Origin of the sequence: Kluyvera sp. CHPC 1.2972, from assembly GCF_036759925.1 — a bacterium.
Classification (GTDB): Bacteria; Pseudomonadota; Gammaproteobacteria; order Enterobacterales; family Enterobacteriaceae; genus Kluyvera.
On record NZ_JAPKIB010000002.1, the window covers coordinates 244,561 to 261,097 of the forward strand.

A 16,537-nucleotide genomic window follows, 5' to 3' on the forward strand; every position below is an offset into this window, starting at 1 on the left:
GGCGGGCCGTTTAGAGTTCGCTCTTCTTATGGAAACCGTCTTTCACTACGGTCTCGTCAATATTGGTTTTATTGACTTCAATCGGGGTCAGTAGGCGGGACGGTACATCTTTCAGCCCGTTATTCAGCGTGGCATCGGCTTTAGGCTGTTTTCCGTTACCGAGTTCGACGGCAATTTCTGCCGCGCTGTTGGCCAGCAATGTAATCGGCTTATACACGGTCATGGTCTGCGTGCCGTTGATGATGCGCTTCACGCCTGCGAGATCGGCATCCTGGCCTGAAATGGCCACCTTGCCAGCCAGGCCCTGGGCGCTGAGTGCTTGAATGGCGCCCCCTGCGGTAGCATCGTTAGAGGCGACCACGGCATCCACTTTGTTATTGTTGGCGGTGAGGGCGTTTTCCATGATTTTCAGCGCATTTTCCGGCAGCCAGCCGTCAACCCATTGATCGCCTACGACTTTAATCTTGCCGTCATCAATATAAGGTTTTAATACTTTCATCTGCCCGGCACGGAACAGCTTGGCATTATTATCAACCGGCGAGCCGCCCATCAGGAAATAATTTCCCTGAGGGACCTGGTTGACCAGACTTTGTGCCTGCATTTCACCGACTTTTTCATTGTCGAAGGAAATATAAAAATCGATATCCGCGTTATTAATCATGCGGTCATAGGCTAATACTTTAATGCCTTCTTGTTTGGCTTCTTTAATTACGTTACTAAGTACTTGCCCGTTATAAGGAATAATAACAAGGACATCCACGCCGCGGTTGATCATATTTTCTATCTGCGACATTTGCGTCTCTTCGTTGCCGTTGGCGGACTGCACGAAGACCTGCGCGCCAAGCTGTTCGGCCTTGTTCACGAAAATGTCACGGTCTTTCTGCCAGCGCTCCAGGCGCAGGTCATCAATAGCCATACCGATTTTGACTTCTTTAGCACTGCTCGCCATGCTGGTGAGAAGTAGCGATGCGCAGAGTGTGAGGCAAAGGTTCTTTATCTTCATAATCGTAATGCCTTCTGTAGGGATAGGAGATGAGATTGGCGATAAAAGAAACAGAGATGACTTAACACGCAGCAAATTTTTAACATGTATACGCCTGCTGGCAATTACAGATTTTTATCTTCCCATTACGATATTTCGTTTAATTGTCAATTTTTGACCGCGATCTGATTTTAAAATTACCGTATGCAAAATTTACTCACATAAAGCGAGGCGGATTCCTATTTATTTTGCGAGCCAGCGCACATTTGTGGATTCTCTTAATAGCAGTGTGAAATAACGTAATTGAGCTACCGCAAATCAGAATTCAGTATTACAACACGAAGTATTCCTCGCCGCGTGTCAGATTATGGAGTTCATTATGCAAGCTTATTTCGACCAACTGGATCGTGTTCGTTTCGAAGGCCCAAAAACCGAAAACCCGCTGGCTTTCCGCCACTACAACCCAGATGAACTCGTGCTGGGCAAACGTATGGAAGACCACCTGCGCTTCGCAGCCTGCTACTGGCATACCTTCTGCTGGAACGGCGCGGATATGTTTGGTGTCGGTTCATTCGATCGTCCGTGGCAGCAGCCAGGCGAAGCCATTGAACGTGCGAAACGCAAAGCTGACGTGGCGTTTGAATTTTTCCACAAACTGAACGTGCCTTACTACTGCTTCCACGACGTGGACGTCTCTCCAGAAGGCGCCAACCTGAAAGAGTACCTGAATAACTTTGCTCAGATGGTGGACGTGCTGGCTGAGAAACAGCAGCAGAGTGGCGTGAAGTTGCTGTGGGGTACCGCAAACTGCTTCACCAACCCACGCTACGGCGCGGGCGCAGCGACTAACCCGGACCCAGAAGTCTTTAGCTGGGCGGCGACTCAGGTGTTCACCGCCATGAATGCAACCCATAAACTGGGTGGCGAAAGCTATGTGCTGTGGGGCGGTCGTGAAGGCTACGAATCGCTTCTGAATACCGATCTGCGTCAGGAACGTGAACAGATTGGCCGCTTCATGCAGATGGTGGTTGAGCACAAACACAAAATTGGTTTCCAGGGGACGCTGCTTATCGAGCCGAAACCTCAGGAACCGACCAAACACCAGTATGACTACGATGCATCAACCGTTTATGGCTTCCTGAAGCAGTTCGGTCTGGAAAAAGAGATTAAGCTCAATATCGAAGCGAACCACGCTACGCTGGCGGGTCACTCTTTCCATCACGAAATTGCGACCGCCATTGCGCTGGGCCTGTTTGGTTCCGTCGATGCGAACCGCGGCGACCCGCAGCTGGGTTGGGATACCGACCAGTTCCCGAACAGCGTCGAAGAAAACGCGCTGGTGATGTACGAAATCCTGAAAGCGGGCGGCTTCACCACCGGTGGCCTGAACTTCGATGCGAAAGTTCGTCGTCAGAGCACTGACAAATATGACCTGTTCTACGGTCATATTGGCGCGATGGACACGATGGCGCTGTCCCTGAAAGTGGCGGCCCGTATGATTGAAGGCGGCGAGCTGGATAAACGCGTGGCGAAACGCTATGCGGGTTGGAACGGCGAACTGGGTCAGCAGATCCTCAAAGGTCAGATGTCACTGCAGGATCTGGCGAAATATGCAGAACAGCATCAGCTGGCGCCTCAGCACCAGAGCGGCCATCAGGAACTGTTGGAAGGGCTGGTAAACCACTACCTGTTCGACAAGTAAGTTCATCACGCATTTCGCAGTATACCGTGCCCGGGAGCGCAAGCTTGCCGGGCATCGTACCACCTAAAGGAGCAGTCGCGATGTATATCGGCATAGATCTAGGCACGTCTGGCGTTAAGGCGATTCTGCTTGATGAGCAGGGTGTGGTCCTGGCGTCGCAGACGGAAAAACTGACGGTTTCCCGTCCGCATCCGCTATGGTCCGAACAGGATCCTGAGCAGTGGTGGCAGGCGACGGATCGTGCCATGAAGGGGCTCGGTCAGCAGCATAGCCTGCAAGGGGTGAAAGCGCTGGGGATCGCCGGGCAAATGCATGGTGCGACGCTGCTGGATAAACAACAGCGCGTGCTGCGTCCCGCGATTCTGTGGAACGATGGCCGCTGCGCGCAAGAGTGTGAATTGCTGGAAGCGCAGGTGAAAACGTCGCGCCAGATAACCGGCAATTTGATGATGCCGGGCTTTACCGCGCCGAAACTGCTGTGGGTACAGCGCCATGAGCCCGAAATATTCCGTCAGGTTGATAAGGTGCTGTTGCCAAAAGATTATCTCCGTCTACGGATGACTGGCGATTTTGCCAGCGATATGTCAGATGCTGCCGGTACCATGTGGATGGACGTGGCGAAGCGTGACTGGAGCGACGAGATGCTTGCCGCCTGTCATCTGAGCCGTGACAACATGCCTGCGCTGTATGAAGGCTGCGACATCACTGGGCACCTACTGCCAGCGGTGGCCAGCGCATGGAATATGCCTGCGGTGCCGGTCGTGGCCGGTGGTGGTGATAATGCCGCTGGCGCCGTCGGCGTCGGGATGGCGGATGCCGGTCAGGCGATGCTGTCGCTGGGGACATCAGGGGTCTACTTTGCGGTGAGCGAAGGTTTCCTGAGCAAGCCGGAAAGCGCGGTACATAGCTTCTGTCATGCGCTGCCAGGACGCTGGCATCTAATGTCGGTGATGCTGAGCGCGGCCTCCTGTCTGGATTGGGCCGCCAGGCTGACCGGCCTGACGACCGTGCCTGCGCTGATTAGCGCGGCGGAATCTGCCGATAATCAGGCTGATCCTATCTGGTTCCTGCCGTATCTTTCCGGTGAACGCACGCCGCATAATAACCCGCAGGCCAAAGGCGTCTTCTTCGGTCTGACTCACCAGCATGGTCCTGCCGAGCTAGCGCGAGCGGTGCTTGAGGGCGTGGGCTACGCGCTGGCGGATGGGATGGATGTCGTTCATGCCTGCGGTGTGACGCCAAAGAGCATCACACTGATCGGCGGCGGTGCGCGTAGCTCCTGGTGGCGACAAATGCTGGCGGATATTAGTGGGCTGCAGCTGGATTACCGCACCGGGGGGGATGTTGGCCCGGCGCTGGGTGCGGCGCGGCTGGCGCAAATTGCCGTTAATCCGGACAAACCGCTTTCAGACCTGCTGCCGCAACTGCAGTTGGAACAAACGCATTGCCCGGATGCTCAGCAGCATGCGGTTTATCAGCAGCGCCGTGAGACTTTCCGCAGGTTATATCAGCAGCTTCTCCCGCTGATGTCCTGATGATAAATCCCTCCTGTTCGCAGGAGGGATTTACTCCCGAAATTAAACCGGCGAAAACGATAAAAAAATCGCATGGTTGTATTCTGAAATGCTCCCCTGACTCCCTTTTTCAGTGTCGCCGGTCTCCCGTTTCCCATAATGTGCATTTGATGGATAAGGAGATCCCAATGAAACGTTCTGCGCTTATTGCATGGCTATTTATGCTTGTCGGAGCCCTGATTTACCTCATTGGTTTATGGCAGGCTTGTCCGTTATTAAGCGGTAAGGGCTATTTTCTGGGTGTGTTGATAACCAGCATGTTCATCATCTATGTCTACCAGCGTGAAGTGAAACGCGGGCTGCTTGACGATCGTTTTGCCGCTGTCTGCCAGATGGTAGCGCTTATGACTAGCGGGTTGCTGCTGGTGGGATTATGGAATGCGCCGCTCTCGCTGGCAGAAAAAGTTGTTTATCTTTTTGCGTTCTGCCTCTGCTTATTAGGGCAGGTCATGCTAACTGGGGCCTCAAATGAGATGACGGCCCAACGTAATGAGTAAGAAATATTCACTGCGTTTCACACCGTCCCACAATGGAAAGGAATACTATTATGGATAATCAGCGATCAACATTTTCCCCCGCATTCAGTATTGTCTCCTGGATTGCGCTTCTTGGTGGCATAGTGACCTACCTGCTGGGGCTGTGGAATGCCGATATGCAGTTGAATGAAAAAGGTTATTATTTTGCCGTATTAGTCCTCGGCCTGTTTTCTGCTGCATCGTATCAAAAGACGGTGCGTGATAAATATGAAGGCATTCCGACGACATCAATTTATTACATCACCTGTCTTCTCGCCTTTATTATTGGTGTTGGTTTATTGGTCATCGGCTTGTGGAATGCCACGTTGCTGCTGAGTGAGAAAGGGTTTTACGGTCTGGCATTCTTTTTAAGCTTATTTGGTGCAGTCGCGGTACAGAAAAATATTCGTGACGGCGGTAGTGAACGGTTAAGTGGAACGGTAACCGCAGTGGAAGACGCACTCGAATAATGACCTACGCCCGGGTGCTACCGGGCGTTATTGGTCTAGCTGACCAGCCTACGGGTATCAACACGCTGTAGCATCATTGAAAGCAGCAGGCTCCCGGCAAGCGTTGCGGTGAAAATCCAGAGAATATCCAGAGCAGGCCAGCGTTTTAATTCCAGACCGCCGGTACGTAAGGCATAAATGATCAGCGCGTGAAAGCCATAAATACCCAGAGAATGTTTTGAAATGAACCCTAGCCCCGGAAGGACGCGCGCGTTCAGGGTGTTTTTAACTAACGTCAGCAGCGATGCGGCGCAGATAAAGACCATCGGGCCGCAGTAGACGTACCAGGTGTCGGCGAAGTTGCCGCGCCACTGCAGTTCGTGCAGCGTACCCCGTGAGATAACCCATACGGAGGCAGCAAACAGCAGCGAGCAGCACCAGGACAGGCCTTTTTTATCGGTTTCCATCATGCCGATAGCGCGGCCAAGTAGCCCGTAAATAACGTAATAAAACGTATCGCCGTTGATGTACAGATTGACCGGCAACCATTCAACACCGTGAGTGCTTAGCGAAACGGTATTAGGGTTTGCGACCAGGCCAATCATCACCATCAACGCTAGCAGCATTTTGCCGCTAATGGTTTTGACCTCAATCAGCGGCGAAACCAGGTAAATGACGATGATGGCGAAGAAAAACCACAGGTGATAGAACACCGGTTTTTGCAGCAGATGCTTCAGCGAGGCTTCAACGCTGATATGGGTAAAAGAGGCGATAAACAGCAGCGCGATAGCGCTATAGAACAGCAGGCAGAGTGCAATGCGGAGAAAATGGCGCGGCTGTGCGCTGCGTGGGCCGAAAAACAGGTAGCCGGAAATCATAAAAAAGAGCGGCACGCTGACGCGGGATGCGGAGTTTAAGACGTTGGCAAAGTCCCAGCTTAGTGGACTCACGTCGTGCGGGTGGGTGATATACCAGGTCGTGGTATGGATCATCACCACCATCAGGCAGGCAATTCCGCGTAAGTTCTCAATCCAGCTAATCTTTGCTTGCATCAGATACCTATTTTTCCGCTATAAATAAGGTCAGACTCGCCCCAGTGCGCGCTATCTCACTGGATAATTCCGAGTTTCTCGCCCCGCGCTTGTGATGGTGTAGCAATCTTCGCACAATGCGGTGGTAAGAAAGGGGTAAAGCCTAAAATAACAGCCCGGTAAGATAAATAATGATGATGAAATCTCTTCCTGTTCTGCTGGCGCTTATGCTGCTTGCAGGATGCTCATCGGCTGAGCCGCCGGTGGTGCAAAAATCCCAAAGCGCACGGGTGAATTCCGAGCGTTCGCTCTCTATGGAACAACTGTGCAAAGACAACGCGGCAGAGCGTTATAACACCGCGGCACAGAAAATCGACGTCACCGGGTTTGAACGTTTTCAGGGCAGCTACGAACTGCGTGGCTATACCATGCGAAATGAAAGTTTTGTCTGCTCTTTCGATGCCGATGGCCGATTTTTACATCTCTCCATGAGCTAAAACAGGGCGGTTCGCGGCAAAAACCGGCCTGTTTTTCCCAATTTAGTCTAAACAACCTCGTTTCATACTGTATATCTCGCAGCCAGCGGGTATACTGACTCCTTCCTTTAAATCCACACGTATCCAGCACGAAATCATATGCAAAAGTTTGATACCAGGACCTTCCAGGGCCTGATCCTGACCTTACAGGATTACTGGGCTCGTCAGGGCTGCACCATTGTTCAACCACTGGACATGGAAGTTGGCGCCGGCACCTCACACCCGATGACTAGCCTGCGTGCGTTGGGGCCAGAACCAATGGCAACTGCCTACGTGCAGCCTTCCCGTCGCCCAACCGATGGCCGTTATGGCGAGAACCCGAACCGTTTACAGCACTACTATCAGTTCCAGGTAGTGATTAAACCGTCTCCGGACAATATCCAGGAGCTGTACCTCGGATCGCTGAAAGAGCTGGGTATGGACCCGACCATTCACGACATTCGTTTCGTGGAAGACAACTGGGAAAACCCAACGCTGGGTGCCTGGGGTCTGGGTTGGGAAGTGTGGCTGAACGGCATGGAAGTGACCCAGTTCACTTACTTCCAGCAGGTTGGCGGTCTGGAATGTAAGCCAATCACCGGCGAGATCACCTACGGTCTGGAACGTCTGGCGATGTACATTCAGGGCGTAGACAGCGTTTACGACCTGGTCTGGAGCGACGGCCCGCTGGGTAAAACTACCTACGGCGACGTGTTCCATCAGAACGAAGTGGAGCAGTCCACCTACAACTTTGAATACGCGGACGTGGACTTCCTGTTCACCTGCTTCGAGCAGTACGAGAAAGAAGCGCAGCAGTTGCTGGCGCTGGAAACTCCGCTGCCGCTGCCTGCTTACGAGCGTATTTTGAAGGCCGCCCATAGCTTTAACCTGCTGGATGCGCGTAAAGCCATCTCCGTCACCGAGCGTCAGCGCTATATCCTGCGCATTCGCACCCTGACCAAAGCAGTGGCAGAAGCTTACTATGCTTCCCGTGAAGCCCTCGGCTTCCCGATGTGCAACAAGAATAAATAAGAGGCGGCCATGTCTGAAAATACTTTTCTGGTGGAAATCGGCACTGAAGAGCTGCCACCAAAAGCGCTGCGCAACCTGGCTGAATCCTTTGCTGCGAACGTCACGGCAGAGCTGGATAACGCAGGTCTCGCGCACGGTAACGTTGAATGGTTTGCTGCCCCTCGCCGTCTGGCGCTGAAAGTGGCAAATCTGGCGGCTGCGCAAGCGGATCGCGAAGTTGAGAAACGCGGCCCGGCGATTGCCCAGGCGTTTGACGCGGAAGGTAAACCAAGCAAAGCGGCTGAAGGCTGGGCGCGTGGCTGCGGTATTACTGTCGATCAGGCTGAGCGTCTGACCACCGATAAAGGCGAATGGCTGCTGTATCGCGCGCACGTGAAAGGTGAAAGCACCGAAGCGCTGCTGCCGAACATGATTGCTAACTCGCTGGCTAAGCTGCCAATTCCTAAGCTGATGCGCTGGGGGGCGTCTGACGTCCACTTCGTGCGTCCGGTTCACACCGTGACCCTGCTGCTGGGTGATAAAGTCGTTCCGGCAACGATCCTCGGTGTGCAGTCCGATCGCATCATCCGCGGTCACCGCTTTATGGGCGAGCCTGAGTTCACCATCGACAATGCCGACCAGTACCCGCAGATTCTGCTGGAACGCGGCATGGTGATGGCTGACTACGAAATGCGTAAAGCCAAAATTAAAGCTGATGCTGAAGAAGCGGCGCGTAAGATTGGCGGCAACGCGGATCTCAGCGAAAGCCTGCTGGAAGAAGTCACCTCACTGGTGGAATGGCCGGTGGTGCTGACCGCGAAGTTCGAAGAGAAATTCCTCGCGGTACCGGCTGAAGCGCTGGTTTACACCATGAAGGGTGACCAAAAGTACTTCCCGGTTTACGACAACGCGGGCAAGCTGCTGCCAAACTTCATCTTCGTGGCGAACATCGAGTCGAAAGACCCGCAGCAGATTATCTCCGGTAACGAGAAAGTGGTTCGTCCACGTCTGGCTGATGCAGAGTTCTTCTTCAATTCTGATCGTAAAAAACGTCTGGAAGATCATCTGCCGCGCCTGCAAACCGTGCTGTTCCAACAGCAACTGGGTACGCTGCGCGATAAGACTGATCGTATTCAGGCGCTGGCCGGCTGGATCGCGGGCCAGATTGGCGCTGACGTCAACCACGCTACCCGTGCGGGCCTGCTGTCCAAGTGTGACCTGATGACCAACATGGTCTTCGAGTTCACCGACACCCAGGGCGTGATGGGCATGCACTACGCGCGCCACGATGGCGAAGCGGAAGACGTTGCCGTCGCGCTGAACGAGCAGTATCAGCCGCGCTTTGCCGGTGATGACCTGCCGTCTAACCCGGTTGCTTGCGCACTGGCGATTGCTGACAAGATGGACACCCTGGCGGGGATCTTCGGTATTGGTCAGCATCCGAAAGGCGATAAAGACCCGTTTGCGCTGCGTCGTGCCGCGCTGGGCGTGTTGCGTATCATCGTTGAGAAGAACCTGCCGCTGGATCTGCAGACCCTCAACGAAGAAGCGGTGCGTCTGTACGGTGACAAGCTGACCAACGCGAAAGTGGTGGATGAAGTTATCGACTTCATGCTTGGTCGTTTCCGCGCCTGGTATCAGGACGAAGGCTACACCGTTGACACCATCCAGGCCGTGCTGGCACGTCGTCCGACTCGCCCGGCAGATTTCGATGCGCGTATGAAAGCAGTGTCCCACTTCCGCACGCTGGAAGAAGCGTCTGCACTGGCTGCGGCTAACAAGCGTGTATCCAACATCCTGGCGAAATCTGATGAGACGTTGAACGATATCGTTCACGCTTCCGTGCTGAAAGAAGCGGCGGAAATCAAGCTGGCGGGCAACCTGGTTGTGCTGCGCGATAAGCTGCAGCCGTACTTTGCAGAAGGTCGTTATCAGGAAGCATTGGTTGAACTGGCCTCCCTGCGTGAGCCGGTGGATGAGTTCTTCGAGAACGTGATGGTTAATGCTGAAGACCAGAACGTGCGCGTGAACCGTCTGACGCTGCTGTCTAAACTGCGCGATCTGTTCCTGCAGGTAGCGGATATTTCTCTACTGCAGTAATCAGTTCGCTAATAATTAGAAACCTGCTCTCGGGCGGGTTTTTTTATGTCTTAAATTTTATTACCAGAACCATTAATAATTTAGATATTAATGTATGTGCTTATAGGTGTTCATGACTGAGAAATATTTTAGGAATATATCAAAATAAGATGGTGTGATATTTAAGGTAGAATGACTGCGGGTGCTTGAGACTGTTTTTCTCAGGTATTCGCCCGATGGCAGACAGAGAAAAGCCCCACCTGATAATAAATCAAAGTGAGGCCAACTCTATGCATGAACACCATAAGGTTAGCCTCTTACTTGTTGAAAATCAACACAGGAGGCCAAGGATGCCGCAAAAATCTATGTTGTATAGTTTGATAGTGATATGTCTCACTATTCTATTATTTACCTGGATGGTTCGTGATTCATTATGTGAATTGCATATTAAGCAAGGAAACAATGAATTAGCGGCATCTTTAGCCTGCGATATTAGACAGTAAGGGCGTACGGCGGGGAATATTCCCCGCCGCTATTGCGGCGTTATGCAGGCTCAATGCACCCTATTTTATTTACCAAAATAATATTAAGGTTTTCCGTTAGCGGAAGGCCTTTTTTTATGGATATGAAAATTGTGCAAAAAAGAACCTTGAAATGGCAGGCGCAATGCGTTTATGCTTTGCCGCGACGAATCCCTCGTCTCACTGAGGCACACTGAAAATGGACAAACACACCTGCTGAATTCGAATCCTTGCTGGGCGCTTGCCGCAAGCAGGGGAACTATTGATTTCATTCAGGAGTGCTTATGGCCCATTGTGCGCAATCCCCTTCTTTTATTTTACATCAGGTTACCTGCCAGTTTGCGACGGGTGATACTCTTTTTGGTCCGCTTAATTTATCGCTGGAACGTTCACGCTGTGGCCTTGTTGGGCGCAACGGTGTGGGCAAATCCCGACTGCTGCGCCTGTTGGCTGGCGTCGATGCCCCCTCAGACGGACATATCGAACGTTTTGTATCCTGTGCCTATGTCGCTCAACAGCATGCGGCCTCAGCGGAAACCACGCTAGCTGAGCTGCTGGGCTATGACGCAATTTTCGCCGCGCTGCGGCGTCTCGAGCAAGGCCAGCCCTACGATGACGATATCGAGATGCTGGACGGTTTCTGGGATCTACCGGACCGCCTCCATGTCGCTTTTCAGGGGGCAGGGTTGGGGGAGTTTAGCCCGCTAAGGCTGGCCAGCTCCTTAAGCGGCGGCGAACGGGTGAAAGCGCTGCTTTGCGCCGCGTTCACCTCAGGTGCCTATTTTCTGCTGCTTGATGAACCTACCAACCATCTGGACCGCTCAGGGCGCGAGTGGTTCTATCGACAGCTTGATGTTTGGCAGGGCGGGGCGCTTGTCGCGAGCCACGACCGGGAACTGCTGGCGCGGATGCCGCGAATTCTTGAGCTGACGCCAGCGGCGCTACGCAGCTATGGTGGCAGCTACGAGCACTATCAACAGCAGCGTGATGCGGAACAGCAGGCGGCGCGAGCCGCACTCGATCATGCCGCCACTGAACGCCGTCGCACGCGTGCCAGGCAGCACAAAGAGCATGATGACTGCCAGAGGCGTTCAGCTAAAACGCTGCGCACCGTCGATTCTCTCAATATCGCCTCGTTTGAACGGGTGAAGTACAAAGGGGCGGCAAGAGAGCGGCCTGGCACCCTGTTGCGCCAGCATCGTGAGCAGCAGGGGGGATTGGACAGTGCGGTGAAGCAGGCACGGGAGCGGGTGGAAGAGGATATGCCCGTGATGTTTACTCTGCCCGGTAGCGTGGTGCCCTGCGGTAAGCAGGTTCTGGTGCTGGAGGCGCTACAGCTGGCACATCAGGCACATCCTGCTCTCGACTGGCGCATGGACGGCCCGATGCGGGTGGCGCTGCGTGGCCCCAACGGCTGCGGAAAAACGACGTTGCTTAAAACGCTAGTTGGGCTTGAAACGCCTCTGGCCGGACACTGCCAGCTATCGGTCGCGGCTGCCTGGCTGGATCAGCATCTTAGCCAGTTCGACTTATCGTTATCGGTAATGGACCATCTTCGCGCGGGCGATACGCCGCTGGAGGAAGGGGCACTGCGTACCCGGCTGGCGCAGTTGCAGCTTGGGGCGGATAAAGTGAACTTGCCGTTATCAGCGCTCAGCGGTGGCGAACGGTTAAAGGCGGCGCTGGCCTGCGTACTGTGGCGACGAGAGTCGACGCAGCTCTTATTGCTGGATGAGCCGACCAACCATCTCGATCTGGCATCGGTTCAGGCCATTGAGGCGGCGCTGGCTGATTTTCCGGGGGCGATGCTGGTGGTGTCTCACGATGAGGCGTTCTTACAGGGGTTGAAACTGACGCATGCGCTGGAGTGGCGCGAGTCGGGGTGGCATTTTACCGCGTTATAGATAAAAAAATCCCCGCCATAAGGCAGGGATTTTCAATTCTTAGCGGCGTTAACTTACAGGGAAGTTACGTTGCCAGCTGCTGGGCCTTTAGCGCCATTCTCGATGGTGAAGGAAACTTTCTGACCTTCGTCCAGAGATTTGTAGCCATCGTTCTGGATAGCAGAGAAGTGTACGAACACGTCTTTAGAACCATCGTCAGGAGTGATGAAGCCGAAACCTTTATCAGCGTTGAACCATTTTACGATACCAGTCATTTTACCGGACATAGAAATTACCTTTAAAAATTAATTGAGCCTTTCGGCGATATGGCATGCTTTACAGAATTTAAAGCGTAAAGGAAATGTCACTACGAGGGGTACCAATGGATAACCTTGAAGGGAACTGCTTTACTCAACTGCTTTGTGGTCTGTATGTCAAACCTTGGATGTATTAACGCATACTTCTTATCGCAAAAGCAAACGTTATCTACGGATAAATTATAAAGCCCCTGGGGTTTTAGGATTGGCATGTGATCATAATTACTTGATAAATAATGATTACTTTACTTGTGAGTGGTTTGTAAAAAAACGTTTATTTGGCCCCGACAGCGCACTGCCGGGGCCAAATATCAAACCTTTTGTGCCGATTCAGGCAGCGCTGCCGCTGTGTTGTTGCCTTGATTCTGCTGGTTTTTACCGGCCGCGTACTTCACCATCAATGCGATGGCAGACAGTACTGCTGGAATCGCCAGCAGGGCAAAAATCGTCTTAAACGACAGCTCCGCCTGCATCAGGAAAGCGCCGCTGAAAGCGCCGAGGATCCCGCCGAAGCGTCCCAGACCCAGCATCCAGGCCACGCCAGTTGCACGGCCCTGGGTTGGATAAAAGCCGGCCGCCAGCGCTGGCATTGAGGACTGCGCGCCGTTCATAATCGTCCCCGCGATAAACACCATCACGCCCATCAGCACCAGGTTGCTGGTTGAGAAGCCCACCAGGCAGACAAAGACGCCGGTTAGCAGGTAGCCTACCGCCACCACTTTGTTCGGGTTAATTTTGTCCATCAGCGCGCCCAGAACCAGCACACCAATGCCCCCACCGAGCGGGAACAGCGCGGTGATGATAGAAGCCTGACTCAACGTCGCGCCGGTCTCACGGATCAGCAGCGGCAGCCAACTCGTCAGCAGGTAGAAGATAAGCAGGCCCATAAAGTAGGTCAGGCACAGCATGATGGTTCCGACCAGGTAGCGCGGCGAGAAAATCACCCCTAGCGCCGACTGCTCTTTGACCTGCCCCGCCTCCTGCAGGACAAAGTGGGTATTCTCTGGCAGCGCGGCAATATGGCGCAGAATGTTGGCAATCTGCTGCTGAGAGCGGTTTTTAACGGCGAGGTAGCGGGCCGACTCCGGCAACAGGAAAATTAACGCGATCGCCAGTGCCAGCGGCATCACGCCGCCCAACACCAGCACGCTCTGCCAGCCATAATGCGGGATCATCCATGCGGAGATGAAGCCGCCCATTGATGAACCAATCGGGAAGCCGACGAACATCAGGTTCACCAGCAGCGCGCGGCGGCGTTCTGGCGCGTATTCACTCATTAGCGTCGCGGCATTTGGCATGGCGGCACCAAGCCCTAAGCCGGTTAAAAAGCGCAAAACCGTCAGCTGCGTCAGCGAGGTGGCGAAGGCGGTAATCAGGCTGAAGCCGCCAAAGACCAGAATCGACAGTACCAGCACCTTTTTGCGGCCAATGCGGTCAGCCATCGGTCCCGCGGTCAGCGCGCCAACGGCAAGGCCAACCAACGCGGCGCTCATTACCGGGCCGAGGTCAGATTTCTGCACGCCCCATTCCTGAACCAGGTCGGATGCAATGAAGCCGATAATGGCGGTATCAAAGCCGTCCATCGCCACGGTCACAAAGCACAGCGCCAGAATCATCCACTGGTACTTTGAGAAGGGGTGGCGGTTGATAAAAGCCTGAATATCCGTTGTTGTCTGTGTTGTCATGCGGTAATTCCTGCTAATCGGTGCGAAGAAGTGGTTTTTACAACGCTTATCTTCTTCGTCGGTATTGAGGTATTTGGGCGATTATCGAACGTTTTGTCGTTAATCGTTCGTTAAATAAAATCACTTATGCCGCAGGACAACAATCCGCCGTGGTCAGGAAGTGTGCGATTATCGCGCTATCCGTGGTGAATTGGCTAATTTATAAATGAAAAATAGCGATATATCATGGTCTTACTCCTGTTTTTGTACCGGGTTCTCGCGATGATAAATGTGATGAATGCAACAGCTTGTTAACATTTTGCGGTAACCATCGGAGAACGTATGAAAAAGGTATCTTGCGGCGCGGCTCTGGACTATCCTTGTCACCGTTAGGCACGTGTGTGCCGGTTTGCGCTTTTTTTGGCTGAAGGAGTAAGAAAATGGCGACAGGAAAGTCCTGCTCTCGCTGGTTTGCGCCTGTTGCGGCGTTATTAATGGTGGTTAGCCTGAGTGGGTGTTTTGATAAGGAAGGCGATCAGCGTAAAGCATTCGTCGATTTCCTACAGAATACCGTAATGCGTGGCGGTGAACGCCTGCCGACGCTGACCGCTGACCAGAAAAAACAGTTCGGGCCTTTTGTTTCCGACTACGCCGTTATTTACGGCTACTCACAGCAGGTAAGCCAGGCGATGGATGCAGGCTTGCGTCCGGTTGTTGATAGCGTTAATGCGATTCGCGTGCCGCAAGATTACATGACTCAGCGCGAGCCGCTGCGTCAGGCTAACGGTTCACTGGGCGTGCTGAGCCAACAGCTGCAGAATGCGAAAATGCAGGCTGATGCCGCGCATGCTGCGCTGAAACAGGCCGATGACCTGAAGCCGGTGTTTGATCAGGTGTACAGCAAAGTGGTGACCGGCCCGTCCGATGCGCTGCAGCCGCTGATCCCAGCCGCGCAGGTGTTCACTCAGCAGCTGGTGCAGGTGGGTGATTTTGTTGCGCAGCAGGGTACTCAGGTGAGCTTTGTGGCGAATGGTATCCAGTTCCCAACTTCGCAGCAGGCAAGTCAGTACAACTCGCTGATTGGCCCGCTGGCGGCACAGCACCAGGCGTTTAGCCAGGCGTGGACCGCAGCGGTTAACGCCACCCGATAAGCATTATGACTGCCCGGCGCGATGCCGGGCAGCGTCGCTTTAGCCCGCAACCTGTGGGTTTACGCAGTTCTTCTCCACGTTCCCCTGCAATGCATCAATCAGGTTATCCACCGCACAGGCCGCCATGTTGTAGCGGGTTTCATGCGTCGCGGAACCGATATGCGGCAGCGCCACCACGTTAGGCAACGTCAGTAGCGGGGAGTCTACCGGCAGCGGCTCCTGCTCAAACACGTCCAGCCCGGCGGCGTGGATCTCACCGTTTTGCAGCGCGGCAATCAGCGCCTGCTCGTCCACTACCGGGCCACGGCCGGCGTTGATAAAGATGGCGGAAGATTTCATACGGGCAAACTGCTCGGCGCCGAACAGGTGGTGCGTCTCTTCACTTAGCGGCAGGATCAGGCAGACAAAATCAGCCTCTTCCAGCAGCGTATTTAAATCACAGTAGCGGGCGTTAAAGCGCTCTTCCGCCTGCGGATGGTGGCGTCGTGCATTGTAGAGAATCGGCATGTTGAAACCGAAATGCGCGCGCTGGGCGAGGGCCATACCAATACGTCCCATCCCGACAATCCCCAATGTCTTGTGGTGTACGTCGATGCCGAACCAATCCGGGCCGATGCCCTGTTTCCACTCGCCCGCTTTGACGCGCTCGGCGACTTCCACCACGCGGCGGGCGGAGCTTAACACCAGCGTCATCAGCGTATCGGCCACGGTTTCGGTTAGCACCGTCGGCGTGTGCATCAGCAGGACGCGGCGAGCGTTCAGCGCATCGACATCGAAATTGTCATAGCCCACGGAGATGGTGGAGGTGGCGCGCAGCTTCGGCATCTTCTCTAACAAAGCAGTATCAACGGTTTCACTGGAGCCCAACAGCCCTTCAGCATTGGCGAACGCCTCGGCGTGCTGTTGCACGGTCTCTGGGTGCAGGTTGGGTACGCGGGTGATGGTGAAATGATCGTTCAGGCGTTGCAACAAATCGTCAGGCAGGGCTTTGTAGAGAATAACGGACGGCTTCATGGGTATCTCCATGGGTTGAAGAGGGAAGTGTTGATCGTTAGCAGGCTTAACAATCCCACAGCGGGGCGAAAAGTACCAGTCCAGAAAATGGGGTGGGAAGAAACCGGACAGGGAAAGCGCCCTGTCCGG

At 53.9% G+C, this 16,537-nt stretch carries 15 protein-coding genes; 10 read left to right on the plus strand and 5 right to left on the minus strand.

The window, feature by feature from the left end; translation table 11 throughout:
* Positions 1-10 precede the first annotated feature (10 nt).
* Positions 11-1,003, minus strand: a complete 993-nt coding sequence (xylF, locus tag V6944_RS04665) for a D-xylose ABC transporter substrate-binding protein (RefSeq protein WP_185667442.1) — start codon at positions 1,001-1,003, stop codon at positions 11-13.
* 358 nt (positions 1,004-1,361) lie between these two features.
* Between xylF and xylA the strand changes: the two genes are divergently transcribed.
* The 4 genes from xylA (at position 1,362) to yiaA (ending at position 5,243) form a co-directional block, all read left to right on the plus strand.
* Positions 1,362-2,684, plus strand: a complete 1,323-nt coding sequence (xylA, locus tag V6944_RS04670) for a xylose isomerase (protein ID WP_333498078.1) — start codon at positions 1,362-1,364, stop codon at positions 2,682-2,684.
* A gap of 80 nt (positions 2,685-2,764) precedes the next feature.
* A complete protein-coding gene (gene xylB / locus V6944_RS04675) occupies positions 2,765-4,219 on the plus strand; it encodes a xylulokinase (protein WP_333498079.1) in 1,455 nt (484 codons plus the stop codon).
* 167 nt (positions 4,220-4,386) lie between these two features.
* Positions 4,387-4,755 carry an inner membrane protein YiaB gene (yiaB, locus tag V6944_RS04680; RefSeq protein ID WP_333498080.1) on the plus strand — a complete coding sequence of 123 codons (369 nt, stop codon included), beginning with the start codon at positions 4,387-4,389 and terminating at the stop codon, positions 4,753-4,755.
* 50 nt (positions 4,756-4,805) lie between these two features.
* Positions 4,806-5,243 (plus strand): inner membrane protein YiaA, encoded by a 438-nt coding sequence (gene yiaA / locus V6944_RS04685; protein ID WP_333498081.1) that lies wholly within the window; start codon positions 4,806-4,808, stop codon positions 5,241-5,243.
* A 35-nt stretch (positions 5,244-5,278) separates the two neighbouring features.
* Here yiaA and V6944_RS04690 read toward each other — a convergent pair whose 3' ends face one another.
* On the minus strand, positions 5,279-6,274 hold the full coding sequence (locus V6944_RS04690; RefSeq protein ID WP_333498082.1) for an acyltransferase: 996 nt from the start codon (positions 6,272-6,274) through the stop codon (positions 5,279-5,281).
* A 170-nt stretch (positions 6,275-6,444) separates the two neighbouring features.
* Between V6944_RS04690 and V6944_RS04695 the strand changes: the two genes are divergently transcribed.
* The 5 genes from V6944_RS04695 (at position 6,445) to V6944_RS04715 (ending at position 12,283) form a co-directional block, all read left to right on the plus strand.
* Positions 6,445-6,750 carry a YsaB family lipoprotein gene (locus tag V6944_RS04695; protein ID WP_333498083.1) on the plus strand — a complete coding sequence of 102 codons (306 nt, stop codon included), beginning with the start codon at positions 6,445-6,447 and terminating at the stop codon, positions 6,748-6,750.
* 138 nt (positions 6,751-6,888) lie between these two features.
* Entirely contained in the window at positions 6,889-7,800 is a 912-nt protein-coding gene (glyQ, locus tag V6944_RS04700; RefSeq protein WP_035893112.1) for a glycine--tRNA ligase subunit alpha, read from the plus strand.
* A gap of 9 nt (positions 7,801-7,809) precedes the next feature.
* Positions 7,810-9,879: a glycine--tRNA ligase subunit beta gene (glyS, locus tag V6944_RS04705; protein ID WP_333498084.1), complete on the plus strand. Its 2,070-nt coding sequence runs from the start codon at positions 7,810-7,812 to the stop codon at positions 9,877-9,879.
* Between the two features lie 329 nt (positions 9,880-10,208).
* Positions 10,209-10,361 carry a type I toxin-antitoxin system toxin HokA gene (hokA, locus tag V6944_RS04710; protein ID WP_333498085.1) on the plus strand — a complete coding sequence of 51 codons (153 nt, stop codon included), beginning with the start codon at positions 10,209-10,211 and terminating at the stop codon, positions 10,359-10,361.
* 302 nt (positions 10,362-10,663) lie between these two features.
* On the plus strand, positions 10,664-12,283 hold the full coding sequence (locus V6944_RS04715) for an ABC-F family ATP-binding cassette domain-containing protein (protein ID WP_333498086.1): 1,620 nt from the start codon (positions 10,664-10,666) through the stop codon (positions 12,281-12,283).
* Between the two features lie 53 nt (positions 12,284-12,336).
* On the opposite strand, the gene cspE is transcribed toward V6944_RS04715, so the two are convergent.
* Both cspE and V6944_RS04725 read right to left on the minus strand, forming a co-directional pair.
* Entirely contained in the window at positions 12,337-12,549 is a 213-nt protein-coding gene (gene cspE / locus V6944_RS04720) for a transcription antiterminator/RNA stability regulator CspE (RefSeq protein WP_035893107.1), read from the minus strand.
* A gap of 341 nt (positions 12,550-12,890) precedes the next feature.
* Complete coding sequence (locus tag V6944_RS04725) at positions 12,891-14,264, minus strand: MFS transporter (RefSeq protein WP_333498087.1); 1,374 nt, start codon at positions 14,262-14,264, stop codon at positions 12,891-12,893.
* 419 nt (positions 14,265-14,683) lie between these two features.
* Between V6944_RS04725 and V6944_RS04730 the strand changes: the two genes are divergently transcribed.
* Positions 14,684-15,394: a DUF3053 domain-containing protein gene (locus V6944_RS04730; protein WP_185667433.1), complete on the plus strand. Its 711-nt coding sequence runs from the start codon at positions 14,684-14,686 to the stop codon at positions 15,392-15,394.
* A gap of 39 nt (positions 15,395-15,433) precedes the next feature.
* Here V6944_RS04730 and ghrB read toward each other — a convergent pair whose 3' ends face one another.
* Positions 15,434-16,408: a glyoxylate/hydroxypyruvate reductase GhrB gene (gene ghrB / locus V6944_RS04735; protein WP_333498088.1), complete on the minus strand. Its 975-nt coding sequence runs from the start codon at positions 16,406-16,408 to the stop codon at positions 15,434-15,436.
* Between the last annotated feature and the right edge of the window lie 129 nt (positions 16,409-16,537).

Coding starts and splice junctions, on each gene's coding strand:
- xylF (WP_185667442.1), bottom strand. CDS start 1,003: ATGAAGATAAAGAACCTTTGCCTCACACTCTGCGCATCGCTACTTCTC.
- xylA (WP_333498078.1), top strand. CDS start 1,362: ATGCAAGCTTATTTCGACCAACTGGATCGTGTTCGTTTCGAAGGCCCA.
- xylB (WP_333498079.1), top strand. CDS start 2,765: ATGTATATCGGCATAGATCTAGGCACGTCTGGCGTTAAGGCGATTCTG.
- yiaB (WP_333498080.1), top strand. CDS start 4,387: ATGAAACGTTCTGCGCTTATTGCATGGCTATTTATGCTTGTCGGAGCC.
- yiaA (WP_333498081.1), top strand. CDS start 4,806: ATGGATAATCAGCGATCAACATTTTCCCCCGCATTCAGTATTGTCTCC.
- V6944_RS04690 (WP_333498082.1), bottom strand. CDS start 6,274: ATGCAAGCAAAGATTAGCTGGATTGAGAACTTACGCGGAATTGCCTGC.
- V6944_RS04695 (WP_333498083.1), top strand. CDS start 6,445: ATGATGATGAAATCTCTTCCTGTTCTGCTGGCGCTTATGCTGCTTGCA.
- glyQ (WP_035893112.1), top strand. CDS start 6,889: ATGCAAAAGTTTGATACCAGGACCTTCCAGGGCCTGATCCTGACCTTA.
- glyS (WP_333498084.1), top strand. CDS start 7,810: ATGTCTGAAAATACTTTTCTGGTGGAAATCGGCACTGAAGAGCTGCCA.
- hokA (WP_333498085.1), top strand. CDS start 10,209: ATGCCGCAAAAATCTATGTTGTATAGTTTGATAGTGATATGTCTCACT.
- V6944_RS04715 (WP_333498086.1), top strand. CDS start 10,664: ATGGCCCATTGTGCGCAATCCCCTTCTTTTATTTTACATCAGGTTACC.
- cspE (WP_035893107.1), bottom strand. CDS start 12,549: ATGTCCGGTAAAATGACTGGTATCGTAAAATGGTTCAACGCTGATAAA.
- V6944_RS04725 (WP_333498087.1), bottom strand. CDS start 14,264: ATGACAACACAGACAACAACGGATATTCAGGCTTTTATCAACCGCCAC.
- V6944_RS04730 (WP_185667433.1), top strand. CDS start 14,684: ATGGCGACAGGAAAGTCCTGCTCTCGCTGGTTTGCGCCTGTTGCGGCG.
- ghrB (WP_333498088.1), bottom strand. CDS start 16,408: ATGAAGCCGTCCGTTATTCTCTACAAAGCCCTGCCTGACGATTTGTTG.